The organism is Klebsiella grimontii (genome assembly GCF_900200035.1).
Lineage (GTDB): Bacteria > Pseudomonadota > Gammaproteobacteria > Enterobacterales > Enterobacteriaceae > Klebsiella > Klebsiella grimontii.
In genome coordinates, this window is record NZ_FZTC01000010.1 from 31,584 (window position 1) to 58,251 (window position 26,668).

General features: G+C 55.3%; 31 protein-coding genes. 22 read left to right on the forward strand and 9 right to left on the reverse strand.

What is annotated here, in order from left to right; genetic code table 11:
• Positions 1-10: 10 nt before the first annotated feature.
• A complete protein-coding gene (hflK, locus tag KOSB73_RS03560; protein ID WP_098140240.1) occupies positions 11-1,267 on the forward strand; it encodes an FtsH protease activity modulator HflK in 1,257 nt (418 codons plus the stop codon).
• 2 nt (positions 1,268-1,269) lie between these two features.
• Complete coding sequence (hflC, locus tag KOSB73_RS03565; RefSeq protein ID WP_004871105.1) at positions 1,270-2,274, forward strand: protease modulator HflC; 1,005 nt, start codon at positions 1,270-1,272, stop codon at positions 2,272-2,274.
• Positions 2,275-2,337: 63 nt separating this feature from the next.
• Here hflC and KOSB73_RS03570 read toward each other — a convergent pair whose 3' ends face one another.
• On the reverse strand, positions 2,338-2,628 hold the full coding sequence (locus KOSB73_RS03570; protein ID WP_004871104.1) for a hypothetical protein: 291 nt from the start codon (positions 2,626-2,628) through the stop codon (positions 2,338-2,340).
• Between the two features lie 218 nt (positions 2,629-2,846).
• Here KOSB73_RS03570 and KOSB73_RS03575 point away from each other — a divergent pair, with 218 nt between their 5' ends.
• The 5 genes from KOSB73_RS03575 (at position 2,847) to rlmB (ending at position 8,324) form a co-directional block, all read left to right on the forward strand.
• Positions 2,847-3,044 carry a DUF2065 domain-containing protein gene (locus tag KOSB73_RS03575; protein ID WP_004097978.1) on the forward strand — a complete coding sequence of 66 codons (198 nt, stop codon included), beginning with the start codon at positions 2,847-2,849 and terminating at the stop codon, positions 3,042-3,044.
• A gap of 102 nt (positions 3,045-3,146) precedes the next feature.
• Positions 3,147-4,445, forward strand: coding sequence for an adenylosuccinate synthase (locus KOSB73_RS03580; RefSeq protein ID WP_004097979.1), 1,299 nt, complete (start codon positions 3,147-3,149; stop codon positions 4,443-4,445).
• Between the two features lie 151 nt (positions 4,446-4,596).
• The gene (gene nsrR, locus KOSB73_RS03585) at positions 4,597-5,022 is read left to right on the forward strand and encodes a nitric oxide-sensing transcriptional repressor NsrR (RefSeq protein WP_004097980.1); all 426 of its coding nucleotides are present in this window, start codon (positions 4,597-4,599) and stop codon (positions 5,020-5,022) included.
• Between the two features lie 37 nt (positions 5,023-5,059).
• Positions 5,060-7,507: a ribonuclease R gene (rnr, locus tag KOSB73_RS03590; RefSeq protein WP_098140241.1), complete on the forward strand. Its 2,448-nt coding sequence runs from the start codon at positions 5,060-5,062 to the stop codon at positions 7,505-7,507.
• An 85-nt stretch (positions 7,508-7,592) separates the two neighbouring features.
• Positions 7,593-8,324 carry a 23S rRNA (guanosine(2251)-2'-O)-methyltransferase RlmB gene (rlmB, locus tag KOSB73_RS03595; RefSeq protein WP_024360255.1) on the forward strand — a complete coding sequence of 244 codons (732 nt, stop codon included), beginning with the start codon at positions 7,593-7,595 and terminating at the stop codon, positions 8,322-8,324.
• 45 nt (positions 8,325-8,369) lie between these two features.
• Here rlmB and KOSB73_RS03600 read toward each other — a convergent pair whose 3' ends face one another.
• Complete coding sequence (locus KOSB73_RS03600) at positions 8,370-8,723, reverse strand: hypothetical protein (RefSeq protein ID WP_004871096.1); 354 nt, start codon at positions 8,721-8,723, stop codon at positions 8,370-8,372.
• 105 nt (positions 8,724-8,828) lie between these two features.
• Between KOSB73_RS03600 and KOSB73_RS03605 the strand changes: the two genes are divergently transcribed.
• The gene (locus KOSB73_RS03605) at positions 8,829-10,466 is read left to right on the forward strand and encodes an isovaleryl-CoA dehydrogenase (RefSeq protein ID WP_098140242.1); all 1,638 of its coding nucleotides are present in this window, start codon (positions 8,829-8,831) and stop codon (positions 10,464-10,466) included.
• Here the strand turns inward: KOSB73_RS03605 and yjfN are convergent.
• A complete protein-coding gene (gene yjfN, locus KOSB73_RS03610; RefSeq protein WP_004871092.1) occupies positions 10,457-10,732 on the reverse strand; it encodes a DUF1471 family protease activator YjfN in 276 nt (91 codons plus the stop codon). The two genes, KOSB73_RS03605 and yjfN, sit on opposite strands and share 10 nt — an antisense overlap.
• 138 nt (positions 10,733-10,870) lie before the next feature.
• Complete coding sequence (bsmA, locus tag KOSB73_RS03615) at positions 10,871-11,179, reverse strand: biofilm peroxide resistance protein BsmA (protein WP_024360258.1); 309 nt, start codon at positions 11,177-11,179, stop codon at positions 10,871-10,873.
• Positions 11,180-11,376: 197 nt separating this feature from the next.
• Between bsmA and yjfP the strand changes: the two genes are divergently transcribed.
• Positions 11,377-12,093 carry an esterase gene (gene yjfP / locus KOSB73_RS03620; protein WP_004871088.1) on the forward strand — a complete coding sequence of 239 codons (717 nt, stop codon included), beginning with the start codon at positions 11,377-11,379 and terminating at the stop codon, positions 12,091-12,093.
• On the opposite strand, the gene ulaR is transcribed toward yjfP, so the two are convergent.
• Both ulaR and ulaG read right to left on the reverse strand, forming a co-directional pair.
• Positions 12,090-12,845: an HTH-type transcriptional regulator UlaR gene (gene ulaR / locus KOSB73_RS03625; protein ID WP_004871087.1), complete on the reverse strand. Its 756-nt coding sequence runs from the start codon at positions 12,843-12,845 to the stop codon at positions 12,090-12,092. The genes yjfP and ulaR overlap by 4 nt on opposite strands.
• A 106-nt stretch (positions 12,846-12,951) precedes the next feature.
• A complete protein-coding gene (gene ulaG / locus KOSB73_RS03630; protein WP_024360260.1) occupies positions 12,952-14,016 on the reverse strand; it encodes an L-ascorbate 6-phosphate lactonase in 1,065 nt (354 codons plus the stop codon).
• Between the two features lie 364 nt (positions 14,017-14,380).
• On the opposite strand from ulaG, the gene ulaA reads away from it, so the two are divergent.
• The 6 genes from ulaA to KOSB73_RS03660 are packed head-to-tail and all read left to right on the forward strand — an operon-like array spanning position 14,381 to position 18,790.
• Positions 14,381-15,781 (forward strand): PTS ascorbate transporter subunit IIC, encoded by a 1,401-nt coding sequence (gene ulaA / locus KOSB73_RS03635; protein WP_004871084.1) that lies wholly within the window; start codon positions 14,381-14,383, stop codon positions 15,779-15,781.
• Between the two features lie 12 nt (positions 15,782-15,793).
• On the forward strand, positions 15,794-16,099 hold the full coding sequence (ulaB, locus tag KOSB73_RS03640; RefSeq protein ID WP_004109091.1) for a PTS ascorbate transporter subunit IIB: 306 nt from the start codon (positions 15,794-15,796) through the stop codon (positions 16,097-16,099).
• Between the two features lie 9 nt (positions 16,100-16,108).
• Positions 16,109-16,576 carry a PTS ascorbate transporter subunit IIA gene (gene ulaC, locus KOSB73_RS03645; protein WP_024360261.1) on the forward strand — a complete coding sequence of 156 codons (468 nt, stop codon included), beginning with the start codon at positions 16,109-16,111 and terminating at the stop codon, positions 16,574-16,576.
• A gap of 13 nt (positions 16,577-16,589) precedes the next feature.
• Complete coding sequence (gene ulaD, locus KOSB73_RS03650; RefSeq protein ID WP_098140243.1) at positions 16,590-17,240, forward strand: 3-keto-L-gulonate-6-phosphate decarboxylase UlaD; 651 nt, start codon at positions 16,590-16,592, stop codon at positions 17,238-17,240.
• Between the two features lie 9 nt (positions 17,241-17,249).
• Entirely contained in the window at positions 17,250-18,104 is an 855-nt protein-coding gene (gene ulaE, locus KOSB73_RS03655; protein WP_024360263.1) for an L-ribulose-5-phosphate 3-epimerase UlaE, read from the forward strand.
• Positions 18,104-18,790, forward strand: coding sequence for an L-ribulose-5-phosphate 4-epimerase (locus KOSB73_RS03660; RefSeq protein ID WP_098140244.1), 687 nt, complete (start codon positions 18,104-18,106; stop codon positions 18,788-18,790). Before ulaE ends, KOSB73_RS03660 begins: the two co-directional genes overlap by 1 nt.
• 61 nt (positions 18,791-18,851) lie before the next feature.
• On the opposite strand, the gene KOSB73_RS03665 is transcribed toward KOSB73_RS03660, so the two are convergent.
• Entirely contained in the window at positions 18,852-20,045 is a 1,194-nt protein-coding gene (locus KOSB73_RS03665; protein ID WP_024360265.1) for an MFS transporter, read from the reverse strand.
• Positions 20,046-20,183: 138 nt separating this feature from the next.
• Positions 20,184-20,459, reverse strand: a complete 276-nt coding sequence (locus tag KOSB73_RS03670) for a YdgH/BhsA/McbA family protein (protein ID WP_004871080.1) — start codon at positions 20,457-20,459, stop codon at positions 20,184-20,186.
• 337 nt (positions 20,460-20,796) lie between these two features.
• Between KOSB73_RS03670 and rpsF the strand changes: the two genes are divergently transcribed.
• The 5 genes from rpsF to KOSB73_RS03695 all read left to right on the forward strand — a co-directional run bounded on the left by rpsF (position 20,797) and on the right by KOSB73_RS03695 (position 23,335).
• The gene (gene rpsF / locus KOSB73_RS03675) at positions 20,797-21,192 is read left to right on the forward strand and encodes a 30S ribosomal protein S6 (RefSeq protein WP_004098001.1); all 396 of its coding nucleotides are present in this window, start codon (positions 20,797-20,799) and stop codon (positions 21,190-21,192) included.
• A 5-nt stretch (positions 21,193-21,197) separates the two neighbouring features.
• Positions 21,198-21,512 (forward strand): primosomal replication protein N, encoded by a 315-nt coding sequence (gene priB, locus KOSB73_RS03680; protein ID WP_004128142.1) that lies wholly within the window; start codon positions 21,198-21,200, stop codon positions 21,510-21,512.
• Positions 21,513-21,516: 4 nt separating this feature from the next.
• The gene (gene rpsR, locus KOSB73_RS03685; protein WP_000135199.1) at positions 21,517-21,744 is read left to right on the forward strand and encodes a 30S ribosomal protein S18; all 228 of its coding nucleotides are present in this window, start codon (positions 21,517-21,519) and stop codon (positions 21,742-21,744) included.
• A 41-nt stretch (positions 21,745-21,785) separates the two neighbouring features.
• Complete coding sequence (rplI, locus tag KOSB73_RS03690; RefSeq protein WP_004098003.1) at positions 21,786-22,235, forward strand: 50S ribosomal protein L9; 450 nt, start codon at positions 21,786-21,788, stop codon at positions 22,233-22,235.
• Between the two features lie 146 nt (positions 22,236-22,381).
• On the forward strand, positions 22,382-23,335 hold the full coding sequence (locus tag KOSB73_RS03695) for a DMT family transporter (protein ID WP_098140245.1): 954 nt from the start codon (positions 22,382-22,384) through the stop codon (positions 23,333-23,335).
• A 4-nt stretch (positions 23,336-23,339) separates the two neighbouring features.
• Here the strand turns inward: KOSB73_RS03695 and KOSB73_RS03700 are convergent, their stop codons facing one another.
• Positions 23,340-23,999, reverse strand: a complete 660-nt coding sequence (locus tag KOSB73_RS03700) for a LysM-like peptidoglycan-binding domain-containing protein (protein WP_004871078.1) — start codon at positions 23,997-23,999, stop codon at positions 23,340-23,342.
• A 268-nt stretch (positions 24,000-24,267) separates the two neighbouring features.
• On the opposite strand from KOSB73_RS03700, the gene bamJ reads away from it, so the two are divergent.
• Both bamJ and cycA read left to right on the forward strand, forming a co-directional pair.
• Positions 24,268-24,888 (forward strand): BamJ family beta-barrel-assembly machinery protein, encoded by a 621-nt coding sequence (bamJ, locus tag KOSB73_RS03710; RefSeq protein ID WP_004871077.1) that lies wholly within the window; start codon positions 24,268-24,270, stop codon positions 24,886-24,888.
• Positions 24,889-25,193: 305 nt separating this feature from the next.
• Positions 25,194-26,597, forward strand: coding sequence for a D-serine/D-alanine/glycine transporter (gene cycA / locus KOSB73_RS03715; protein ID WP_024360266.1), 1,404 nt, complete (start codon positions 25,194-25,196; stop codon positions 26,595-26,597).
• Positions 26,598-26,668 lie beyond the last annotated feature (71 nt).

The window sequence follows — 26,668 nt, forward strand, 5'->3', positions numbered from 1 at the left end:
GAGCATATACATGGCGTGGAATCAGCCCGGTAATAACGGACAGGACCGCGACCCGTGGGGAAGCAGCAATAACCAAGGCGGCAACTCTGGGGGAAATGGCAACAAAGGCGGTCGCGATCAGGGACCTCCCGATCTGGATGATATCTTCCGTAAGCTAAGCAAAAAACTTGGCGGCCTGGGTGGCGGAAAAGGTGGACTGGGCGGCGGTAGCGGCTCTCAGGGACCTCGCGGGCCAATGGGCGGGCGTATCGTCGGCATCGTTGCCGCCGCTGCGGTTATTATCTGGGCAGCCAGCGGTTTCTATACCATTAAAGAAGCTGAACGTGGCGTCGTCACTCGCTTTGGTAAATTTAGCCATCTGGTTGAGCCTGGCCTTAACTGGAAACCGACCTTCATTGATAGCGTTCAGGCGGTTAACGTTGAGTCGGTCCGTGAACTGGCGGCTTCCGGCGTCATGCTGACGTCTGACGAAAACGTCGTGCGCGTTGAGATGAACGTGCAGTACCGCGTGACCGATCCGGAACGCTATCTGTTTAGCGTCACCAGCGCGGACGACAGCCTGCGTCAGGCTACCGACAGCGCCCTGCGCGGCGTGATCGGCAAATACACCATGGACCGTATCCTGACCGAAGGACGTACCGTCATTCGTAGCGATACTCAGCGTGAGCTGGAAGAGACCATTCGTCCGTACAACATGGGTATTACCCTGCTGGACGTCAACTTCCAGACGGCGCGTCCGCCGGAAGAAGTAAAAGCCGCGTTTGACGATGCGATTGCCGCACGTGAAAACGAACAGCAGTACATTCGTGAAGCGGAAGCTTACACCAACGAAGTTCAGCCGCGGGCTAACGGTCAGGCGCAGCGTATTCTTGAAGAAGCTCGCGCATACAAGACCCAGACCGTTCTTGAAGCTCAGGGTGAAGTGGCTCGCTTTGCGAAAATCCTGCCTGAGTATAAAGCGGCTCCGGAAATCACCCGCGAGCGTCTGTATATCGAAACCATGGAAAAAGTGCTGAGCCATACGCGCAAAGTGCTGGTTAACGAGAAGGGGAGCAACCTGATGGTTCTGCCTCTGGATCAGATGCTGAAAGGCGCCGGCGCGCCGGCGGCAAAGAGCGATAGCAGTGGCGCAAGCGATCTGCTGCGTCTGCCGCCTGCATCCAGCTCAAACAGCGCCAGTAACGCTTCTACCTCTACGGGAGGCACCATTATGGACCAACGCCGCGCCAACGCGCAGCGTAACGACTACCAGCGTCAGGGGGAATAACGATGCGTAAATCTGTTATCGCGATAATTGTCATCGTGCTGGTGGTGCTCTACATGTCCATCTTTGTGGTCAAAGAGGGCGAGCGCGGGATCACGCTGCGTTTTGGTAAAGTTCTGCGCGACGATGAAAACAAACCTCTGGTGTACGCGCCAGGACTGCACTTCAAGATTCCGTTTATTGAGTCTGTGAAGATGCTCGATGCGCGTATCCAGACGATGGACAATCAGGCCGACCGCTTCGTCACCAAAGAGAAGAAAGACCTGATCGTTGACTCCTACATCAAGTGGCGCATCAGCGACTTTAGCCGTTACTACCTGGCAACCGGCGGCGGTGATGTCTCCCAGGCCGAGGTGCTGCTGAAACGTAAATTCTCTGACCGTCTGCGTTCTGAAATTGGCCGTCTCGATGTGAAAGACATCGTGACCGACTCCCGCGGTCGTCTGACCCTGGAAGTGCGCGATGCGCTGAACTCAGGTTCCGCGGGCACGGAAGATGAAGTCAGCACGCCGGCTGCCGATGACGCGATTGCCAAAGCGGCAGAGCGTATTGAAGCGGAAACCAACGGTAAGGTTCAGGTGATCAACCCGAACAGTATGGCGGCGCTGGGTATTGAAGTCGTCGACGTGCGAATCAAACAGATCAACCTGCCGGCTGAAGTGTCTGAAGCGATCTACAACCGTATGCGCGCCGAGCGTGAAGCGGTTGCCCGTCGCCATCGTTCACAAGGTCAGGAAGAAGCTGAAAAACTGCGCGCGACCGCGGATTATGAAGTGACCAAAACGCTGGCGGAAGCCGAGCGTCAGGGACGTATCCTGCGCGGTGAAGGCGATGCGGAATCGGCGAAACTGTTTGCTGACGCATTCAGTCAGGATCCGGGCTTCTATGCCTTTATCCGTAGCCTGCGCGCGTACGAGAACAGCTTCCAGAGCAATCAGGATGTGATGGTTCTCAGCCCGGACAGCGATTTCTTCCGCTATATGAAATCACCTACGGCAACGAATCGTTAATAACTGATGGCATAAGTAAAAAGGCGCCCTTTATAAGGCGCCTTTTTTACAACCGAGCTGGAATTAATTGCCGAGAAGTTTATTGAGCAGACCGCCGATTACCGGCAGGCCTGCCAGGGTACTCTCAATGGCTCCGCCAACGGTGAAACCAACCGTCTCGCCTACGGTTTTGCCTAAATCGGGAGCAATAGTTGAAAGATTGATAGTGCCTATAATCGGCAGTTCAATGTTCAACATATCGCTGCTGAGCGACCACACGGCGGCGCCAGCTTTTGCACCTATAGAAGCGAGACTATCCTGTAACCAGCCTGCGCCGCTTACGGCGTCGATTTCAATTGCGGTTAATTCTCTCATCATAATCCTCCTGATTATTTTATGCTCGTATCTGAAACTGATACGCGCTGGCATAGTTGCAATTTAAAAAAACACATTCAATACAATAAATTATGAATTTTGTTTCACTAAATAGGTTCATAATAACGATGAAATACCGGACAATATGAAATAAAAGTAAACGCAACGTTGATAAACGACTGGTTCTGTACTGGGCGGCGTATAAATAAAGGTGGATAATGAATTCAACAATCTGGCTGGCACTGGCGCTGGTTTTAGTCCTTGAAGGACTGGGTCCGCTGCTTTATCCACGCGCGTGGCGTCGAATGGTCGCCACCATGAGCCAACTACCGGATAATTTATTACGCCGGTTTGGCGGTGGTCTTGTGGTTGCTGGCATCGTCATCTACTACATGTTGAGGAAAACGATTGGCTGAGCGTAAAGTAGACTAATTTCCCGTCTTTCGAGTGCAAAAAGTGCTGTAACTCTGAAAAAGCGATGGTAGAATCCATTTTTAAGCAAACGGTGATTTTGAAAAATGGGTAACAACGTCGTCGTACTGGGCACCCAATGGGGTGACGAAGGTAAAGGGAAGATCGTCGATCTCCTGACTGAACGGGCTAAATATGTTGTGCGCTATCAGGGCGGTCACAACGCCGGCCATACTCTCGTAATCAACGGTGAAAAAACCGTCCTCCATCTTATTCCATCAGGTATTCTTCGCGAGAATGTCACCAGCATCATCGGCAACGGTGTCGTGCTGTCTCCGGCTGCGCTGATGAAAGAGATGAAAGGTCTGGAAGACCGTGGTATCCCTGTCCGCGAGCGTCTGCTGCTTTCTGAAGCTTGCCCGCTTATCCTCGAATATCACGTTGCGCTGGATGTCGCCCGCGAGAAAGCGCGTGGCGCGAAAGCTATCGGTACGACCGGTCGCGGTATCGGCCCGGCTTATGAAGATAAAGTGGCTCGCCGCGGTCTGCGCGTTGGCGATCTGTTTGATAAAGCCACCTTCGCTGAGAAACTGAAAGAAGTGATGGAATATCACAACTTCCAGCTGGTGAATTTCTACAAAGCCGAAGCGGTTGATTACCAGAAAGTTCTCGATGACGTGATGGCGATTGCCGACATCCTGACCGCGATGGTTGTTGACGTTTCCGATCTGCTCGACCAGGCGCGCAAGCGTGGCGATTTCGTCATGTTTGAAGGCGCGCAGGGTACGCTGCTGGATATCGACCACGGTACTTATCCGTACGTGACCTCTTCCAACACCACCGCCGGTGGCGTGGCGACCGGTTCCGGTCTGGGTCCGCGTTATGTAGACTACGTTCTGGGTATCATTAAAGCCTACTCCACTCGCGTAGGCGCGGGTCCGTTCCCGACTGAGCTGTTTGATGAAACCGGCGAGTTCCTGTGCAAGCAGGGTAACGAGTTTGGCGCCACCACCGGCCGTCGTCGTCGTACCGGTTGGCTGGATGCCGTGGCGGTACGCCGCGCGGTGCAGATTAACTCCCTGTCGGGTTTCTGCCTGACTAAGCTGGACGTCCTGGACGGCCTGAAAGAAGTTAAAATCTGCGTTGCCTACCGTATGCCGGATGGCCGCGAAGTGACGACCACTCCGCTGGCTGCTGACAACTGGGAAGGCATCGAGCCGATTTATGAAACCATGCCGGGCTGGTCTGAAACCACCTTTGGTGTGAAAGAGCGCAGCGGCCTGCCGCAGGCAGCGCTGAACTACATCGCACGCATTGAAGAGCTGACCGGCGTACCGGTTGATATTATCTCTACCGGTCCTGACCGTACCGAGACGATGATTTTGCGCGATCCATTCGACGCGTAATGATCTCCAGGGGCGCCGTTAAGGCGCCTCTTGTTTTTACTGTTCGCCCGCCCCACTTAAATAAATTAGCGGCCTGAGCGCTGGCTGGTTTATCATCAATAGTAATTACGTCTACCGACGCACTCTGTTTTTCTTTTCCCTGAGGTTGATTGTGCAGTTAACGAGTTTCACTGATTACGGATTACGCGCGCTGATCTATATGGCGTCGCTGCCGGATGGAAGAATGACCAGCATCTCCGAAGTAACGGAGGTTTACGGCGTTTCTCGTAATCATATGGTTAAAATAATCAATCAGCTAAGTCGCGTAGGGTATGTGACGGCGGTACGGGGAAAGAACGGAGGGATTCGTCTTGGTAAACCGGCAAATATGATTCGCGTGGGTGATGTTGTTCGCGATCTGGAGCCGCTCTCGTTGGTCAATTGTAGTAGCGAATTTTGCCATATTACGCCCGCCTGTCGTCTGAAACAGGCGCTTGCTGAAGCCGCGCAAAGTTTTCTCAAGGAACTGGATAACTACACGCTGGCCGATTTGGTTGAAAAGAATCAACCGCTTTATAAATTATTACTGGTGGAGTGACGTAAACTTCACTGGAGATGACAACGGAGGAACCGACATGTCACAAGATCCTTTCCTGGACCGCGAATCTGAAAAATACGCTAATCCAATCCCGAGCCGGGAATTTATCCTCGATCATTTAGCAAAACGCGAAAAACCGGCTAGCCGAGATGAGCTGGCAACAGAGCTGAATATTGAAGGCGAAGAACAACAAGAAGCATTGCGCCGCAGATTGCGCGCAATGGAACGCGATGGTCAGCTGGTCTTTACGCGTCGTCAGTGCTATGCGCTGCCGGAACGTCTTGACCTGCTGAAAGGTATCGTTATTGGCCATCGCGATGGCTATGGCTTCCTGCGCGTGGAAGGCCGTAAAGATGACCTGTATCTGTCGTCTGAGCAGATGAAAACCTGCATTCACGGCGATCAGGTGCTGGCGCAGCCGCTGGGCGCCGACCGTAAAGGCCGTCGGGAAGCACGAATTGTCCGCGTACTGGTGCCAAAAACGGGCCAGATTGTGGGCCGCTACTTTACCGATGCAGGCGTCGGCTTTGTGGTACCGGATGACAGCCGTTTAAGCTTCGATATCCTGATCCCCCCGGAACAGATTATGGGCGCGCGTATGGGCTTTGTCGTGGTGGTTGAGCTGACCCAGCGTCCAACCCGCCGCACTAAAGCGATCGGTAAAATCGTTGAAGTGCTCGGCGACAATATGGGGACCGGCATGGCGGTCGATATGGCCCTGCGCACCCATGAAATCCCCTACGTCTGGCCGCCAGCGGTCGAAAAACAGGTCGCCGGCCTGAAAGAACAGGTACCGGAAGAGGCGAAAAAAGGGCGCGTTGATTTACGCAGCCTGCCGCTGGTCACCATTGATGGCGAAGACGCCCGCGACTTTGATGATGCCGTGTACTGCGAGAAGAAACGCGGCGGCGGCTGGCGTCTGTGGGTGGCGATCGCCGATGTGAGCTACTACGTGCGTCCGGGGACGCCGCTGGATGGCGAAGCGCGCAGCCGCGGCACCTCGGTCTACTTCCCGTCTCAGGTGGTTCCCATGCTGCCTGAAGTGCTCTCTAACGGCCTGTGTTCACTGAATCCCCAGGTCGACAGACTCTGTATGGTTTGCGAAATGACCATTTCAGCAAAGGGGCGTCTGACCGGCTTCAAATTCTACGAAGCGGTGATGAGCTCCCACGCCCGTCTGACCTATACCAAAGTCTGGCATATGCTGCAGGGTGACCAGGATCTGCGCGAGCAGTACGCGCCACTGGTTAAGCATATTGAAGAGCTGCATAACCTTTACAAAGTGCTGGATGGCGCGCGCGAAGAGCGCGGCGGTATCTCATTTGAGAGTGAAGAAGCTAAATTCATCTTCAATGCTGAACGCCGTATTGAACGCATTGAACAGACTCAGCGTAACGATGCGCACAAGCTGATTGAAGAGTGCATGATCCTGGCGAACATTTCCGCTGCGCGCTTCGTTGAGAAGGCCGAGGAACCGGCCCTGTTCCGTATCCATGACAAACCAAGCACCGAAGCGATTACCGCCTTCCGTTCGGTTCTGGCGGAGCTGGGGCTTGAGCTGCCTGGCGGCAACAAGCCGGAGCCGCGCGACTATGCGGAATTACTGACGTCTATCGCCGATCGTCCGGATGCGGAGATGCTGCAAACCATGCTGCTGCGCTCGATGAAACAGGCGATATACGACCCGGAAAATCGCGGTCACTTTGGCCTGGCGCTGCAATCCTACGCCCACTTCACCTCGCCGATTCGCCGCTATCCTGACCTTTCTCTGCATCGTGCGATCAAGTATTTACTGGCGAAAGAGCATGGACATAAAGGCAACAGCACCGAGACCGGCGGCTGGCACTACAGCATGGATGAGATGCTGCAGCTGGGGGCGCACTGTTCGATGACCGAACGCCGTGCTGATGAAGCGACGCGCGATGTTTCGGATTGGCTGAAGTGTGATTTCATGTTGGATCAGGTCGGTAACGTCTTTAAGGGCGTGATTGCCAGCGTGACCGGCTTTGGGTTCTTCGTCCGTCTGGATGAGCTGTTTATTGACGGTCTGGTGCACGTCTCTTCCCTCGATAACGACTACTACCGCTTCGATCAGGTAGGGCAGCGTCTGATCGGTGAATCCGGCGGTCAGACCTATCGTCTGGGCGATCGTGTAGAAGTGCGCGTTGAAGCGGTCAACATGGACGAGCGTAAAATTGATTTCTCGCTTATCTCCAGCGAACGCGCGCCGCGCAACGTCGGTAAAACCGAGCGTGAAAAGGCGAAGAAAAGCGCCGGAGGTAAATCGTCCGGGCGCCGCCGCCAGGCGGGCAAGCAGGTGAACTTCGAGCCAGATAGCGCATTCCGCAAGCAGAAAGGCCAATCTCAGCCGAAGTCCGCTCAGCCAAAAGGCGAGAAGAAAGCGAAGAAGCCGTCGGAGAAAACCCAGAAGATCGCCGCAGCGACCAAGGCCAAGCGCGCGGCGAAAAAGAAAATAGCTGAGTAATGATCTCCCTTTGCCCCGGCGTCTCCCACCATCGTGATGGGGCCGGGGTGAAGGGACTGAAAACAGAACCTAAACGAGTAGATAAATGAGTGAAATGATTTACGGCATCCACGCGGTGCAGGCGCTGCTGGAGCGCGCTCCTGAGCGTTTCCAGGAAGTCTTTATTCTGAAAGGCCGTGAGGATAAGCGCCTTATGCCGCTGATCCATGCTCTGGAAGCGCAGGGCGTGGTGATTCAGGTCGCCAGCCGCCAGTTTCTCGATGAGAAAAGCGAAGGCGCCGTTCATCAGGGGATTATTGCCCGCGTGAAGCCCGGACGTCAGTATCAGGAGAACGATCTGCCGGATCTGATCGCCTCTCTCGATCGGCCGTTCTTTTTGATCCTCGATGGCGTGACCGATCCGCATAACCTCGGCGCCTGTTTACGTAGCGCCGACGCCGCTGGCGTGCATGCGGTGATTGTCCCCAAAGACCGCTCTGCGCAGCTGAACGCCACGGCGAAAAAAGTGGCCTGCGGCGCGGCGGAAAACGTCCCGCTGATCCGCGTCACCAACCTGGCCCGCACCATGCGTCTGCTGCAGGAAGAGAACGTCTGGATCGTCGGGACCGCCGGTGAGGCCGACCATACCCTGTTCCAGAGCAAGATGACCGGATCGCTGGCTTTGGTGATGGGCGCGGAAGGCGAAGGCATGCGTCGCCTGACTCGCGAACACTGCGATGAGTTGATCAGCATTCCGATGGCCGGTAGCGTATCGTCGCTGAACGTATCGGTTGCAACCGGTATTTGCCTGTTTGAAGCGGTGCGCCAGCGCAGCTAATCTCTTCTTTCTGAATAAGCCATTCTCCGGAATGGCTTATCTTCATCAGTCCTGTTCATCCTCTCGCTCTCTCTGACGGGCGATTTCGAGACCTCTTTCCACATAGTTCAACACCTGGCTCAAGAGTAATTCATCTCCCGGTTCATCTCCCGTTTGCTCGATGAATTTAAGCCGCGCGCCTCGATGCTTTAATACCTTGATGAGATTAAGAAAATTTCCAATGGGGTTCTGCTCTTCCAGAATGTCTGCGCAGATCGTGTCTTCATCAAATGACGTGACGTAACCCGAAGCGTTCAGGTTCTGTTTGATGGCGTTGATAGCGAGATGGGGAAAATGGCGGCGGATAAGCGGGATATAGATCAGCGCGTTTTCCCGATCTTCAATAATTAAATGAATCATGAAATTCCCTTTCTGATTGTGAGAGAACTTTATAACAGAGTTCTCTGACGGAAAGTGCGCCGTTGTCCATACTTATGCATAGAGCCATTGAAGGAGGGAAACATAATGCACTGGCAAACTCATACCGTATTTAATCAACCCTCGCCGCTGTGCAACAGCAACTTGTTCTTGTCCGATACCGCCCTGCGTGAAGCCGTCGTCCGCGAAGGCGCGGGCTGGGATGGCGATCTGCTGGCGAGCATTGGTCAACAGCTGGGGACGGCGGAATCGCTGGAGCTGGGGCGCCTGGCCAACAGCAACCCGCCGGAACTGCTGCGCTATGACGCCACGGGATCGCGGCTTGACGATGTTCGTTTCCATCCGGCCTGGCATCTCCTGATGCAGGGACTATGCGCTAACCGGGTACATAACCTTGCCTGGCAGGAGGACGCTCGAGAAGGCGCTTTCGTTGCCCGCGCTGCCCGCTTTATGCTGCACGCGCAGGTAGAAGCGGGAACCCTGTGTCCCACCACCATGACCTTTGCCGCTATCCCATTGCTGCAGCGTTCCTTACCCAGGCCCTTTAGCGACTGGTTATCACCGCTATTAAGCGATCGCTACGATCCGCATCTGATACCGGGGAATCAGAAACGCGGGCTGCTTATCGGCATGGGGATGACTGAAAAGCAGGGGGGATCTGATGTCCTGAGCAACACGACCCGTGCGGAGAAGACCGCCGAAGGCTTTTATCATCTGATTGGACATAAATGGTTTTTCTCCGTGCCGCAGAGCGATGCTCATCTGGTACTGGCGCAGGCGCCGGCGGGGCTCTCCTGCTTTTTTGTTCCGCGCCTGCTGCCGGACGGTCAGCGTAACGGCGTACATCTGGAGAGGCTGAAAGATAAATTGGGTAACCGCGCGAACGCCAGCAGTGAAGTCGAGTTTTTCAACGCTTGCGGTTGGCTGGTCGGAGAAGAGGGGGATGGCGTCCGGCAAATTCTCAAAATGGGCGGCCTGACCCGCTTTGACTGCGCCCTGGGCAGCCATGCGCTGATGCGCCGGGCCTATTCGGTGGCGCTGTACCATGCCCTGCAGCGTCAGGCGTTTGGCAAAAATCTGGTCGATCAGCCGATGATGCGTCAGGTGCTGGGGCAGATGGCGCTGCGGCTTGAAGGGCAAACCGCGTTTCTGTTCCGCCTGGCGCGGGCATGGGACAGGCGCGATGATGCGCAGGAAGCGCTATGGGCAAGGTTGTTCACGCCCGCGGCGAAATTTGCTATCTGCAAATCCGGGATCGCCTTCGTCGCCGAGGCGATGGAGGTGCTGGGCGGCTCCGGCTACTGTGAAGAAAGTGAACTGCCGCGTTTGTACCGTGAAATGCCGGTAAACAGCATCTGGGAAGGTTCAGGGAATATTATGTGTCTGGACGTGATGCGGGTTGTGATGAAGCAGCCGGCGGCGCTTGAGCTTCTGGCGGCGGAGTGCGCGGAAGTGAAAGGGCAAAATCGTCATTTCGATCGGGCGTGGCGGCAGCTGCAGCAGTGGCTACGGCGCCCTCTGGAAGAGCAGGGACGGGAGATTACCCGGCTGGTTTATCTGCTTGGCGTTGGCGCGCAGGTATTACGCTTCGCTTCACCGCCGCTGGCTGAAGCCTGGTGCCGGATGATGCTCGATACGCGCGGCGGCATGCGCCTGGATGAGCAAACGCTCGACGACTTACTGTTACGGGCAATGGGGCGCGGACGCCAGGCGCCTCAGGCATAAAGAATGGCCTGTACCCGCCAGTTATCCGGCTGCTGCTCCTCGTACATCTGGACGATGCGATACCAGGACGCGCCCTGCTCGTCGGCCTGCACGGCGATGGCGTGCTCCACATCCTGCTGGCTGCCGGAGATGTTGTTAACGCAAATCAGGCCAATTTCGTTCAGGCCAGTTACGCAGTCAGCGCTGGCAAACTCCGCCGACTGCGCGGAAGTATTGGCCGTGGCGGAGGTCAGCATCAGGCTGGGTAGGGTAAAAGTTCGTTTCATCGTCAGCTCCATTTCACATAGTCCTGAGGGCAGTCCGTTGCTAACGTTCTGCCAGGTTTACGGCTGGCTGAACGTTATTAGGCGCAGGAGAACGTGAATGGATGCAAAGCAGTGTCAAGCTGGCTTAAAGGTTGACCGCTATTGACGGTACAAAATTGCCTGCGAATACCACTGGCCTGGAACCATGGTGTCATCAATCATAATGATGACGTAGTAATCCGCCTTAGCCGCCTCTGCTTTGACCTTCAGCGCAGCCTCTACATCCATCGGCGAGCCGTACATTAATACGCTCACCGTCCCCATCTTCTGCAGACCCGTCGTCTGGTTACGCTGGATCTCTTGTGGATGGTTGGTTGCTGGCGGCGGCGCCTTTGGCGTCCCCTGTAGGGCGCTACAGCCGGTTAAAGCGATTGCCAGTAACCACGGTGTAAACCTACGCATAACCATATCTCGTTTCCTGTTAGCCATAGTGTAGTGGTAGCCTGAATGTCATTGCCGGGGAATGTTCCCAAATTGTTATCCCGTACGCGATTTTCGAATGAAAATATCGTGAAAGCGTAATCTGGTTCTCAAGATTATGAATCATGTGCGAACGCGTGGCTTGAGTACTAACATAACATCACTTTAGAGAAAGGAGACGGTAAATGATCGCACTAGAAATGCGTAACCTTGCGGGCGGGGAGGTTCTCCATGCGTACCCGCAGGGCGCCGCGGATACTCCGCTTCCCTGCATTGTCTTTTATCATGGCTTTACCTCTTCTAAGCTGGTCTACAGCTATTTCGCCGTTGCGCTTGCAGAGGCGGGGTTTCGGGTGATTATGCCTGATGCTGCGGAACACGGCGCGCGCTACCGGGGAGACGAACAGGGGCGGATGCAGCGCTTCTGGCCGATTCTGACGCACAATTTTGTTGAGTTTCCGGCATTACAGGAGGCGATTCGGGAGCAAGGATGGCTTGCGGGCGACAGGCTGGCGGTGGCCGGCGCATCGATGGGTGGAATGACTGCGCTGGGGATTATGACCCATCACCCGGAGCTGAAAAGCGTCGCCTGCCTGATGGGGTCAGGCTATTTCAGTACGCTCTCGCAGACGCTTTTTCCTTCGCCTTCGTGGGAGGCAGGGCAGCTGGCGGAGTGGGACGTCAGCCAGCAGCTGGCGACCCTCGCCAGCCGACCGCTGCTGCTCTGGCACGGCGATGAGGATGATGTGGTACCGCCGGGGGAGACCTTCCGTCTGCAGCAGGCGCTGCAGCAAAACGCACTGGCCGACAACCTAACCTGCATCTGGCAGAAAGGCGTCCGTCACCGCATTACGCCGGAAGCGTTAGCTGCGACGGTGGCTTTTTTTCAACGTCACCTTTAAACGCGAATCACCTGAACGCCCTGATCTTCAAGCTGCTTGAGAATCGCTTCATCCGCCTGTTTACCGGTTATCACCAGGTCGATTTGCCCGGCCTGGCTGAAGAGCATTCCGGCGCGTTCGCCAACTTTGCTGCTGTCGACCAGTACCGCGAGTTTGCCGACGACGTTAAGCATCTTTTGCTCCGCCATCGCCGTCAGCATATCGGTTTTATATAGCCCCTCCGCGGTCAACCCTTTGCCGCTGGTAAACATCCAGTGCCCAGCGTACAGGCTGTTTTCGCTGCCCTGAGGGCTCAGCGTGATGGAGTGGCTGCGGTTATACTGCCCGCCCATAATAATGACGCTGTCGTGTTCCTGATCGATCAGGTAGTTAGCCAGCGGCAAATAGTTGGTGATGATCTGCACCGGTTTACCGCACAGTTCTTGCCCAAGCAGGAATGCGGTAGAGCCGCAGTTTATGACGATGCTTTCGCCCGGGTTCACCAGCTGCGAAGCCGCGCGCGCAATCCGTACCTTCTCATCGTGGTTTTGCGCCTGGTGAATATTCATTGGCGACCAGCGCGGGCGCTGCTCGCTGACGGCTTCTGCGCCGTTGCGGACTTTTTTCAGCTTGCCGCTTTCGTCGAGTTTGTTGATATCGCGTCGTGCCGTCGCCGGAGAAATTCCCAGCCGGGAAATCACCTGCTCCACGGTGACAAATCCCGTTTGTGCCAGCAAATCCAGTAAAATTTGATGTCTTTGCGCTTCCGTCATGAGCAAATCCGATTAAAAGTGATAAGCAAAGATGATATTTGAAATCAGGTGAAAATACTAATGCTGACGGGGATAATTTCCGGCGGGCGGTCCCGCCGGAGAAGCCTTACAGGAAAGACTTAAAGGGCAGGTCCGGCTCCATGGTGAAGCAATCGTCGAATCCGCGCGGATAGTGGTATTCGAAGTTATCTTTATCCAGCGGCCAGGTGAATTTCCCACCCACCTGCCAGATGAAAGGCTTAAAGCCATACTTCAGACGGTCTTTTTTCATTTCCCACAGAACGCGGATTTCCTGCGGATCGGCCTGGAAGTTTGACCAGATATCGTGATGGAACGGGATCACCACTTTGGCATTCAGCGATTCGGCCATGCGCAGGATATCGGCGCTGGTCATTTTGTCGGTGATACCGCGCGGGTTCTCGCCATAGGAACCGAGAGCCACGTCGATCTGGTGTTCGTTACCGTGCTTCGCGTAATAGTTGGAGTAGTGGGAATCGCCGCTATGGTACAGGTTGCCCCCCGGCGTTTTGAACAGGTAGTTCACCGCGCGCTGATCCATTCCGTCCGGCAGTACGCCTGCCGCTTTTTGATCCGCGGGTAAGGTAATCAGAGCCGTACGGTCAAAAGCGTCGAGCGCATGAATTTCAACATCTTTTATTTTGACCACATCGCCCGGCTTCATCACGATGCAGCGCTCTTTCGGTACGCCCCAGCCAATCCACAGATCGACGCAGGTTTGCGGGCCGATAAACGGCACGTCATCGGCGCAGTTCTGCATAACCGCGGCGGCCACGTTCACATCAATGTGATCGTTATGATCGTGGGTAGACAGCACGGCGTCGATCTGGCGAATAGCGAACGGATCGAGAACAAACGGGGTGGTGCGCAGGTTGGGCTGGAGCTTCTTCACGCCGGCCATACGCTGCATCTGGTGGCCGGTTTTCATCAGCGGATTCCCGTGGCTTTGCTTGCCGGTACCGCACCAGAAATCGACGCAGATATTGGCTCCGCCTTCGGATTTCAGCCAGATGCCCGTACAACCCAACCACCACATCGCAAAGGTGCCCGGCGCAACCTGCTCTTGTTCAATTTCTTCATTCAGCCAGCTACCCCATTCCGGAAAAGTGTTCAGGATCCATGATTCGCGGGTGATGGTTTGCACTTTACTCATTTGTTTTTCCCTCACATATTATCAAAAGTAATCACGATGTGATTTGTTTTGACGAATACTGGCATCGTTTGTTCAGGATTGCAATCCTGAATTTCGCCCTTCATGAGAGGAATAGTGGGGGTTAAAAAGAGGCGGAGGCATACTTCATGATATGCGTGTTATTTTATTTAATTGATTTACATATACTATTTTTCAGGTTATGAAAATGAGAATTAATACCATGACGGATTGTGTGATTATTTGCGGCGTGCGTCACATTTAATCAAATATAATCTTGTTGTGATTATTTTTGATTATTAGAGTGATCGCAACAACCAACCTGGGCGTAGCGTGCGTTCAGAGCGTCCACCTTCTGGAGTGTGTTATGGAGATTCTCTACCACATCTTTACCGTGTTCTTTAACCAGGTTATGACCAACGCCCCGCTGCTGCTGGGTATTGTGACCTGCCTGGGTTATATCCTGCTGCGCAAAAGCGCCAGCGTTATCGTTAAAGGAACAATTAAAACCATTATCGGTTTTATGCTGCTGCAGGCCGGCTCCGGCATTCTGACCAGCACGTTTAAACCGGTGGTGGCGAAAATGTCTGAGGTTTACGGCATCAACGGCGCTATTTCTGATACCTACGCCTCCATGATGGCGACCATTGAGCGGATGGGCGATGCCTACAGCTGGGTGGGCTATGCCGTGCTGTTAGCCCTGGCGCTGAATATTTGTTATGTCCTGCTGCGGCGTATTACCGGTATTCGTACCATCATGCTGACCGGGCACATCATGTTCCAGCAGGCGGGGCTGATTGCCGTCTTTTTTTATATCTTCGGCTACCCGATGTGGACGACGATTATCTGCACGGCGGTGCTGGTGTCGCTCTATTGGGGCATTACCTCGAACATGATGTATAAGCCGACCCAGGAAGTGACCGACGGCTGCGGCTTCTCCATCGGACACCAGCAGCAGTTCGCTTCATGGATTGCTTACAAGGTCGCCCCGTATCTGGGTAAAAAAGAGGAGAGCGTTGAGGATCTCAAGCTGCCGGGCTGGCTGAACATCTTTCACGACAACATCGTCTCCACGGCCATCGTGATGACCATTTTCTTCGGCGCGATTTTGCTCTCCTTCGGCATCGACACCGTACAGGCGATGGCGGGTAAAACCCACTGGACGATCTATATCCTGCAAACCGGCTTCTCGTTCGCCGTCGCTATTTTCATTATCACCCAGGGCGTGCGCATGTTCGTCGCCGAACTTTCTGAAGCGTTCAACGGCATTTCCCAGCGCCTGATTCCCGGTGCCGTGCTGGCGATTGACTGCGCCGCGATTTATAGCTTTGCGCCAAACGCCGTCGTCTGGGGGTTTATGTGGGGCACCATCGGCCAACTGATCGCCGTCGGTATTCTGGTCGGCTTCGGCTCTTCCATTCTGATTATTCCGGGCTTTATCCCAATGTTCTTCTCTAACGCCACCATCGGCGTGTTTGCTAACCACTTTGGCGGCTGGCGCGCGGCGCTCAAAATTTGTCTGGTAATGGGGATGATCGAAATTTTTGGCTGCGTCTGGGCGGTGAAGCTGACCGGTATGAGCGCCTGGATGGGTATGGCGGACTGGTCAATTCTGGCGCCGCCGATGATGCAGGGCTTCGCCTCCATCGGTATCGCGTTTATGGCCGTCATCATCATTATCGCACTGGCTTATATGTTCTTCGCAGGGCGCACGCTGCGTGCTGAAGAGGACGCGGAAAAACAACTGGCAGATGCTTCTGCTCAATAAGGAGTTTTGACTATGACCGTACGTATTCTGGCTGTATGTGGCAACGGGCAAGGAAGTTCCATGATCATGAAGATGAAGGTGGACCAGTTTTTGACCCAGTCAAATATCGATCACACGGTGAACAGCTGCGCGGTGGGTGAATACAAAAGTGAACTAAACGGCGCGGACATCATCATCGCCTCCACCCATATCGCCGGTGAGATTAGCGTCTCCGGCAACAAATATGTGGTTGGCGTGCGCAACATGCTCTCGCCTGCGGATTTTGGCCCAAAACTGCTGGAAGTGATCAAAGCGCACTTCCCGCAGGATGTGAAGTAAGGAGACCAAATGAAATTACGCGATTCGCTGGTGGAGAATAACTCCATCCTTCTCCAGGCCGACGCCAGTACCTGGCAGGAAGCCGTCAAGCTGAGCGTTGATTTACTGGTGAAGGCGGATGTCGTTGAGCCGCGCTACTACCAGGCCATTCTCGATGGCGTAGCCCAGCATGGCCCCTATTTTGTGATTGCTCCCGGTCTGGCGATGCCGCACGGCCGCCCGGAAGAGGGGGTTAAGAAAACCGGCTTTGCGCTGGTCACGCTGAAAACGCCGCTGGTTTTTAATCACGAGGATAACGACCCGGTCGATATTCTGATCACCATGGCGGCCGTGGATGCCAATACCCATCAGGAAGTCGGCATCATGCAGATCGTCAACCTGTTTGAAGATGAAGCCAATTTTGACCGTTTACGCGCCTGCCGCACCGCGCAGGAAGTGCTGGAATTAATTGATAACGCCACGGCGGCGGCCGTTTAAAAGGAACACTACAATGTCATTACCTATGTTGCAGGTTGCGCTCGATAATCAATCCATGTCTTCCGCGTATGAAACGACGCGCCTGATAGCCGATGAAGTGGACATTATTGAAGTCGGCACCATTCTTTGTGTGGCTGAAGGCGTACGCGCCGTTCGCGACCTGAAGGCGCTCTATCCCAATAAAATCGTGCTGGCGGACGCCAAAATCGCCGATGCCGGTAAAATTCTCTCCCGCATGTGCTTTGAAGCCAACGCCGATTGGGTCACCGTGATCTGCTGCGCGGACATCAACACCACCAAAGGCGCGCTGGACGTCGCGAAAGAGTTCAACGGCGACGTCCAGATCGAACTGACCGGCTACTGGACCTGGGAGCAGGCGCAGGAGTGGCGCGAAGCGGGTATTCAGCAGGTGGTTTATCACCGTAGCCGCGATGCCCAGGCGGCCGGTGTGGCGTGGGGCGAGGCGGATATCAGCGCGATCAAACGCTTGTCCGAAATGGGCTTTAAAGTCACCGTCACCGGCGGCCTGGCGCTGGAAGATTTACCGCTGTTTAAAGGTATTCTCATTCACGTCTTTATCGCCGGTCGCAGCATTCGCGACGCCGCTTCTCCGGTAGAGGCCGCCCGGCAGTTTAAACGTTCTATCGCCCAGCTGTGGGGCTAAGGAGCGGTCATGCTGTCAAAACAAATTCCGCTCGGTATCTATGAAAAAGCGCTCCCCGCGGGGGAGTGCTGGCAGGAACGCCTACGGCTGGCGAAAGAGCTCGGCTTTGATTTCGTCGAAATGTCGGTCGATGAAACTGACGCCCGTCTGGCGCGGCTCGACTGGAGCCGGGAGCAGCGCCTTGCGCTGGTCAACGCGATTGCTGAAACCGGGGTGCGGGTACCCTCTATGTGCCTGAGCGCCCATCGCCGCTTTCCGCTCGGTAGCGAAGACGACGCGGTTCGGGCGCAGGGCCTGGAGATTATGCGCAAAGCGATTCGGCTGGCGCAGGATGTGGGTATTCGCGTTATCCAACTGGCGGGTTACGACGTTTACTACCAGCAAGCCAATAACGAGACGCGCCGTCGTTTCCGCGACGGGCTAAAAGAGAGCGTCGAAATGGCGAGCCGCGCGCAGGTGACGCTGGCGATGGAAATCATGGACTACCCGCTGATGAACTCGATCAGCAAGGCGTTGGGCTATGCCCACTATCTCAATAATCCGTGGTTCCAGCTTTACCCTGATATCGGCAATCTGTCGGCATGGGATAACGACGTACAGATGGAATTGCAGGCCGGGATCGGGCATATCGTTGCCGTACATGTGAAGGATACTAAACCGGGCGTATTCAAGAACGTGCCGTTTGGCGAAGGCGTTGTCGATTTCGAGCGCTGCTTTGAAACGCTCAGGCAGAGCGGCTATTGCGGCCCGTATCTGATTGAAATGTGGAGCGAAACGACCGACGATCCGGCCGCTGAAGTTGCGAAAGCGCGCGATTGGGTGAAGGCGCGGATGGCCAGCGCCGGTCTGGTGGAGGCGGCATAATGCAAACGTTAAAACAGCAGGTCTTTGACGCTAATATGGATTTGCCGCGTTACGGACTGGTCACTTTTACCTGGGGTAACGTCAGCGCCATCGACCGTGAACGTGGGCTGGTGGCGATTAAGCCCAGCGGCGTCGCCTATGAGACCATGAAAGCGGACGATATGGTGGTAGTCGATCTCAAGGGTAAGGTGGTGGAGGGGCGCTATCGTCCTTCTTCCGATACCGCCACGCACCTGGCGCTGTATCGTCGCTATCCAAGCCTCGGCGGCGTGGTGCATACCCACTCGACGCACGCGACGGCCTGGGCGCAGGCGGGCCTGGCCATTCCCGCGCTGGGGACGACCCACGCGGACTACTTCTTTGGCGATATTCCCTGCACCCGGGCGTTAAGCGCGCAGGAAGTGGCTGAGGCTTATGAGCTGAACACCGGCCGCGTAATTATTGAAACGCTGGGCGACGTTGAGCCGCTGCATACGCCGGGCATCGTGGTCTATCAGCACGGGCCTTTTGCCTGGGGCAAAGATGCGCACGATGCGGTGCATAACGCGGTGGTGATGGAAGAAGTGGCGCGGATGGCGTGGATTGCGCGCGGGATCAACCCGCAGCTGAAGCCCATCGATAGCTGGCTGATGGACAAGCACTTTATGCGTAAGCACGGGCCAGATGCCTATTACGGGCAAAAGTGAAAGACGTGCTCCGGAGCATTCATCTTTATGATGAATCAACCGGTCTGCTCCGGAGCCATTTTTAGTTTTGCTGATAAGCCGACGGCATACAGCGCATACCGATCAGCGTCAGCACGCAGATTACCGCGCCGGCGTAAAACGTCGAGGCGGCACCGAATACTTCCCACAGCACGCCCGCACCTGCGCTGGCCAGCAGCAGCGCAACGCCGCTCATCAGGTTGAACATCCCGAACGCCGTTCCGCGCAGCTCCGGCGGGGCGGTATGCGCCACCATCGCCGCCAGCAGTCCCTGCGTCATCCCCATATGAATGCCCCATAGCGCCACGCCGGCTAAAAGCGTGCTCCAGTGGCTGCTTAAGGCCAGCACGATATCGGCGGCGATCAGCACCAGCAGACCCCACTGCAGCATTTTGCTGTGGCTCATGCTGTCCGATAGTTTACCGAACGGATAGGCGGTCAGGCTGTACACCAGGTTCATCGCGACCATCACCAGCGGAATCGCGAACAGCGGGATCGCCATCTGCTGGGCGCGCAGCACCAGAAACGCTTCGCTGAAGCGGGCGAGGGTAAAAATCGAGCCGATAACCACAACCCACCAGTAGGCGGCTGAAAGCTTTTTTAGGTTCTCGCGGCGCAGGGGATTGGTCCGTTTCCGGGTGATCGGCGTTTTTGGCTCTTTTAGCCCAAAGCCTAATAAAGCGATGGAGAGCGCGGCAGGAATGACCGCGACCCAGAAAATAGACTGGAAGTCGTTATCCCAGAGAAACATCAGCGCGACGGCAAGCAGCGGTCCCAGAAAAGCGCCGATAGTGTCCAGCGCCTGGCGCAGCCCGTAGGCGGCGCCGCGGATTTCCGGCGGAGTGACGTCGGCGACCAGCGCATCCCTCGGCGCGCCGCGTATCCCTTTGCCCACGCGGTCGATCATTCGCGCGCTGAACACCACGCCGGAGGTTGGCGCGATGGCGAAAAGAGGTTTGCTTAGCGCCCCCAGGCCATAGCCGAGCAGCGCAAGGCCTTTGCGTTTGCCGACATAATCACTGATGACGCCAGAGAAAACCTTCAGCATCAGCGCGGTAGCTTCAGCAACGCCTTCGATAATGCCGATAATAATCACGCTGGCCCCCAGCGTGGTGGCCATAAATAGAGGAAGAAGGCTGTGGATCATCTCTGACGAAACATCCATCAGCAGGCTAACGCCGCCAAGAACCCAAACCCCTTTCGGGATACGGCTTAGCGTGGCAAAACGCGGAACCATGAATCACTCCGGATAATCATGTGGTTAAAGAGAGATTAAATCAGGTTACGTTCCTGCTGATAAGGCACGAAGAAAAATAATTCTCAATTGCATTAAGACTTCGCCCTGACTATCGGGCGAAGTCAAAAAACAGGCAAATTAACGGTAAATGGCCGCACTGGCGTGAATCGGACCGTCGCTTCCCGGTTCATGAATGAGGATCGGCTGGAAGTATTTCGCTCCCTGAGCATCGCTCTGCTGGCTAAGCGCCTGGTCGGCTTCCTGCTCGGTGGCGATGTTGTGGTTGATATAGATAACGCCGAGGCTCTGCACATCGTCCATGTTGCGGGCCTGGCGGGCATCGATTTTAATAGCAGCCAGCGCGTTGGCGCTCAACAAAAGCGCTGCCATCATGGTTATGAGGATGTATTTCATCATCTACGCTCCTTATGACAGTCCTGACGTTAACCCGCTTCCCTGGGGTATGGATTGCTTCTAATCTAAGTGTAATCGCTGCCTCGCTGGCGTATCGCGACCATTTCTGATGCAGTTGTTCAAAAAATTGTCGCTTCCGCCGTTGATTAATTTTAAATCACTGGCTTAAGGCCACTTCGCGCTTAGTGCGAATTATTTGCACAATTCACTTGTCTTAAAACCCGCTCGCCCGTATTATGACGCGTCAATTTTTCAGCCGCCCTTTAACACGTTCCTTGCCTCCATGGGCCGCGGCTGACCCAGACAGGAGGCTGAATAATCCGTAAGGAGCAATTCGATGCGTCATTACGAAATCGTTTTTATGGTCCATCCTGACCAGAGCGAACAGGTTCCGGGCATGATCGAACGTTACACTGGTGCAATCACTGCAGCAGAAGGTACGATCCACCGTCTGGAAGACTGGGGCCGCCGTCAGCTGGCTTATCCGATCAACAAACTGCACAAAGCTCACTACGTTCTGCTGAACGTTGAAGCGCCGCAGGAAGCGATCGATGAGCTGGAAACTAACTTCCGCTTCAACGACGCCGTTATCCGCAGCATGGTAATGCGTACTAAGCACGCTGTTACCGAAGCATCTCCGATGGTTAAAGCGAAAGACGAGCGCCGCGAGCGTCGCGAAGATTTCGCCAACGAAACCGCAGATGATTCTGAAGCTGGGGATTCTGAAGAGTAATCCTGATGACCAACCGTCTGGAGCTGTCCGGCATTGTATGCAGGACTCCACTTCGTAAGGTCAGCCCGTCAGGAATTCCACACTGCCAGTTCGTGCTTGAGCATCGTTCAGTGCAGGAGGAAGCCGGTTTTCACCGGCAGGCATGGTGCCAAATGCCCGTGATAATCAGCGGACACGAGAACCAGGCCATTACTCACAGTATAACGGTCGGTAGCGCAGTAATCGTTCGAGGGTTCATCTCTTGCCACAAGGCAAAGAACGGCTTGAGCAAAATGGTTCTGCATGCCGAGCAGATTGAATTGATAGATTCTGGAGACTAGCCATATGGCACGTTATTTCCGTCGTCGCAAGTTCTGCCGTTTCACCGCGGAAGGCGTTCAAGAGATCGACTATAAAGATATCGCTACGCTGAAAAACTACATCACCGAAAGCGGTAAGATTGTCCCGAGCCGTATCACCGGTACCCGTGCAAAATATCAGCGTCAGCTGGCACGCGCTATCAAACGCGCTCGCTACCTGTCCCTGCTGCCGTACACTGATCGTCATCAGTAATCGGTCACGGTCCATTAATACGACTTTGAGAGGATAAGGTAATGCAAGTTATTCTGCTTGATAAAGTAGCAAACCTGGGTAGCCTGGGTGATCAGGTTAACGTTAAAGCGGGCTATGCTCGTAACTTCCTGGTACCACAGGGTAAAGCTGTTCCTGCTACCAAGAAAAACGTTGAGTTCTTCGAAGCACGCCGTGCTGAACTGGAAGCCAAACTGGCAGAAGTTCTGGGCGCTGCTAACGCACGTGCTGAAGCAATCAACGCACTGGGCACCGTTACCATCGCGTCTAAATCTGGCGACGAAGGTAAACTGTTCGGTTCCATCGGTACTCGCGACATCGCTGACGCTGTAACTGCAGCTGGCGTTGCCGTTGCTAAGAGCGAAGTTCGTCTGCCGAACGGCGTTCTGCGCACCACCGGTGAGCACGAAGTGGACTTCCAGGTTCACAGCGAAGTTTTCGCTAAACTGGTTGTTAACGTTGTAGCTGAGTAATTTATTACTCAACTCACGTCGAGACGCCGGCCTTGTGCCGGCGTTTTGCTTTTCTGTCTTTGCTGAATCTTTTCCTGGTATGGTGGCTATTCTTAGCAACTTTCTGGATAATAAAATAAAACACTATTTTATTTCTGGTGAAGTGAATGGACGCACCCTCGATTTTTACCCGCAAGAAAGTGGCTTATGCCTGCGCAACCCTCTGCTGCCTGCTGTGGGGAAGCTCCTACCCGGCGATTAAAAGCGGCTATGAACTATTTCAGATTGCCACTGATGATGTGCCGTCTAAAATCGTCTTCGCTGGCTATCGCTTCCTGTTTGCCGGAGCGCTACTGCTGCTCTTCGCGCTGGCGCAGCGTAAGCCGATCGCCTGCTTAAATTCCCGTCAGTGCGGCCAACTGGCGATACTGGGCGTCACGCAAACGTCCATCCAGTACATTTTCTTCTACGTTGGCCTGGCGTTTACCACCGGCGTGAAGGGCTCGATTATGAACGCCACCGGCACCTTCTTCAGCGTCCTGCTGGCGCACTTTATCTATCAGAATGACAGGCTGAGCTACAACAAAGCCGTCGGCTGCATTCTCGGTTTTGCCGGCGTGATGCTGGTGAACGTTAATCATTCATTGAGCGATTTTAGCTTTGTCTGGCAGGGCGACGGTTTTGTGGTGCTGGCGGCTTTTATCCTGTCGGCGGCGACGCTGTACGGTAAGCGCATTTCGCAGACGGTTGACCCGACGGTGATGACCGGCTGGCAGCTGGCGTTTGGCGGCCTGGTGCTGGTTGGCGGCGGTTACCTGACCGGCGGAACCCTGGCGGTCCACAGCGCCGCTGCTGCGCTGGTGCTGGCTTATTTGACCCTGCTCTCTTCCATCGCTTTTGCGCTATGGAGCGTGCTGCTTAAGCATAACCGCGTGAGTATGATTGCGCCGTTCAACTTTGTGGTCCCGGTTGCCGGCACCGTGCTGTCGGCCATCTTCCTCGGCGAGAATATTCTTGAGCTGAAATATGCGGTTGCGCTGGCGCTGGTGTGCACCGGGATCTGGTGGGTAAATAAGCCCGGCAAAGCTTCACGGCTGGCCGGGTCAGTTACCCGGCCGTGAGATCTTAACGGACGCGAATAAAGCTGCCGTTCGACTGGCGGGTAAACAGCACCTGCTGGCCGCCGCCGGTATCGATGGTCAGCCCGGTGACTACGCCATTGGCGTTCTGACGGATCTGTACCGTCTGCCCGGTTTGCAGTGAGCTTAGCGGTTTTCCTGCGCCTTCCACCTGGGCCATGGCGTAAACGTCGGTCGGCGGCAGGTTGTGGTCGCGGAACAGCTGCGCGAGAGTTTTCCCCGATTCAATGCGGTAGGTCCGCCACTGCTGCTCGATGCCCGGCGTCGACTGCGGCTCCTGATACGGCTGGGAAGCGGCCTGCTGCTGCGGCTGATCCGGCTGCTCATCCTGAATCGGCTCCGGCGCGACCGGCGCCACCTGATCGGCATCGTTCACGGGCGGCGTATTGGTGATGGGCGGCAGCGGGACAGCCTGATTACCGGAAGAGGGCTGCGACTGGGATTGCAGGTTGAGATTCGCCTCGCGGCTGGCCTGAACCTCGCTGCTGTTATCCTCGGAAGGGAGCAGAACGCCGATAATCACCAGCAGCGCTCCGGCAATAATGCCCCGGCGGTGCATCGGCGGTAGCGGATCCATGAGGCGAAAATGATCCGGGGCGTGCCAGATCTTCGCCAGGGTAGATGTCAGTTCAAAGCGCCCGGGCATGGCTTTCCTCCTGCTCCGCATATTTTTATCCTGCTCTCTCTAGAGTATAGATGGCTAACTTCCTGAAGGACGAGACAAAGCTATGTTTCGTGAGGTTAACCTTATCCCTCTATTGTTTCTGTTTCCCTTAGATTTGTCATCATCCAGGCGACAAAGTTTTACCCGTCGTGCTATGGCTGATATGCTTCCCACCTCTTTTCTCTGCTCATTGTCTTTTGCATTTTGGAAGCCAGAGAGCATGAGAGCCCCCACGAAAAAAGGAACAAAGATGGCAACCCCAACTTTTGACACGATCGAAGCACAGGCAAGTTACGGTATCGGCTTGCAGGTTGGACAACAGCTGAGCGAGTCTGGCCTGCAGGGGCTGCTGCCGGAAGCGCTGGTCGCGGGTATTGCTGACGCGCTGGAAGGTCAACAGCCGCAGGTGCCGGTGGAAGCCGTTCACCGCGCGCTGCGTGAAATCCACGAACGCGCTGACGCCGTGCGTCGCGAGCGTTTCCAGGAAATGGCCGCGGATGGCGAGAAATACCTGGAAGAGAACCGCGAGCGCGAAGGCGTGAACAGCACCGAGTCTGGCCTGCAGTTCCGCGTTCTGACCCAGGGTGAAGGCCCGATCCCGGCGCGTACTGACCGCGTTCGCGTCCACTATACCGGCAAACTGATCGACGGTACCGTCTTCGATAGCTCCGTCGCGCGCGGCGAGCCGGCTGAATTCCCGGTGACCGGCGTAATCGGCGGCTGGATTGAAGCGCTGACCCTGATGCCGGTAGGTTCCAAATGGGAACTGACCATTCCGCACAGCCTGGCCTACGGCGAGCGCGGCGCGGGCGCATCCATTCCTCCGTTCAGTACCCTGATTTTTGAAGTTGAACTGCTGGATATTATCTAAACAGCAGGTGCTTCCTCTCCCGCAGGGGGGAGGAGGCCGCTTTAAATAGTGTAAAACCCTTAAGTTATGAATTTGCTGGAACTTTATATTGCATATCGGCTTAATGGGTGTATTTTTGTGAGCTGTTTCGCGTAACCGGAGTGATATAACACTCACTTTAAACATAAAATTAACATTATATCTAAATCATAGTATTCATCCCTCCGATTCTTACCTAATATCGATAAACCCTCGTTCCAGGGTTAAGACGAATGAAGGGCCAGTAGAGCCCGAACAACACAGACAGGTACAACAGGAAAAATCACATGGTAGATCAGGTAAAAGTCGTTGCCGACGAACAGGCTCCGACTGAACAATCGCTGCGGCGAAATCTCACTAACCGGCATATTCAGCTTATCGCTATCGGTGGCGCGATCGGCACCGGGCTGTTTATGGGCTCGGGTAAAACCATCAGCCTTGCCGGGCCGTCAATTATTTTTGTTTATATGATCATCGGCTTTATGCTGTTTTTCGTCATGCGCGCCATGGGTGAATTACTGCTGTCGAATCTTGAATATAAGTCGTTCAGCGATTTTGCCGCCGACCTGCTGGGACCCTGGGCTGGCTATTTTACCGGCTGGACCTACTGGTTCTGCTGGGTGGTCACCGGGATGGCGGACGTGGTGGCGATCACCGCCTACGCGCAGTTCTGGTTCCCGGGACTCTCCGACTGGGTCGCCTCGCTGGCAGTCATCCTGCTGCTGCTGGGCCTTAACCTCGCTACCGTGAAGATGTTCGGCGAGATGGAGTTCTGGTTTGCGATGATCAAAATCGTCGCTATCGTGGCGCTGATCGTCGTCGGCCTGGTGATGGTGATGATGCACTTCCAGTCACCGACCGGCGTGGAAGCCTCTTTCGCCCATCTGTGGAATGACGGCGGCTGGTTCCCGAAAGGCATCAGCGGATTCTTTGCCGGCTTCCAGATCGCGGTCTTCGCCTTCGTGGGCATCGAGCTGGTGGGAACCACGGCGGCGGAAACCAAAGATCCTGAGAAATCTCTGCCGCGGGCGATTAACTCGATTCCAATCCGCATCATTATGTTCTACGTCTTCGCGCTAATTGTGATTATGTCAGTGACGCCGTGGAGCTCAGTGGTGCCGTCGAAGAGCCCGTTCGTCGAGCTGTTTGTGCTGGTGGGGCTGCCGGCGGCGGCGAGCCTGATCAACTTCGTGGTGCTGACCTCGGCGGCCTCTTCCGCCAACAGCGGCGTGTTCTCCACCAGCCGTATGCTGTTCGGTCTGGCGCAGGACGGACAGGCGCCAAAAATGTTCGCTAAGCTGTCGAAGCGTGCGGTACCGGCGAAAGGCCTGACCTTCTCCTGTATGTGCCTGCTGGGCGGCGTGGTGATGCTGATGGTCAATCCGAGCGTGATCGCGGCGTTCACCATGATTACCACGGTGTCGGCGATCCTGTTTATGTTCGTCTGGACGATTATCCTGTGCTCGTATCTGGTCTATCGCAAAAAGCGCCCGCAGCTGCATGAGCAGTCCAAATACAAGATGCCGCTGGGCAAACTGATGTGCTGGGTGTGCATGGCCTTCTTCGCCTTTGTGCTGGTACTGCTGACGCTGGAAGCCGATACCCGCGAAGCGCTGATGGTGACTCCGCTGTGGTTTGTGCTGCTGGGGGCGGGCTGGCTGTTTGCCGGCAAGAAGCGTCTGGCGAAATAAAAAAATGTTCGGGAGAGATTTTTAACGTTGCTTGCAGCGGCCCGTCATAAAAAAGGCCACCCGGGGTGGCC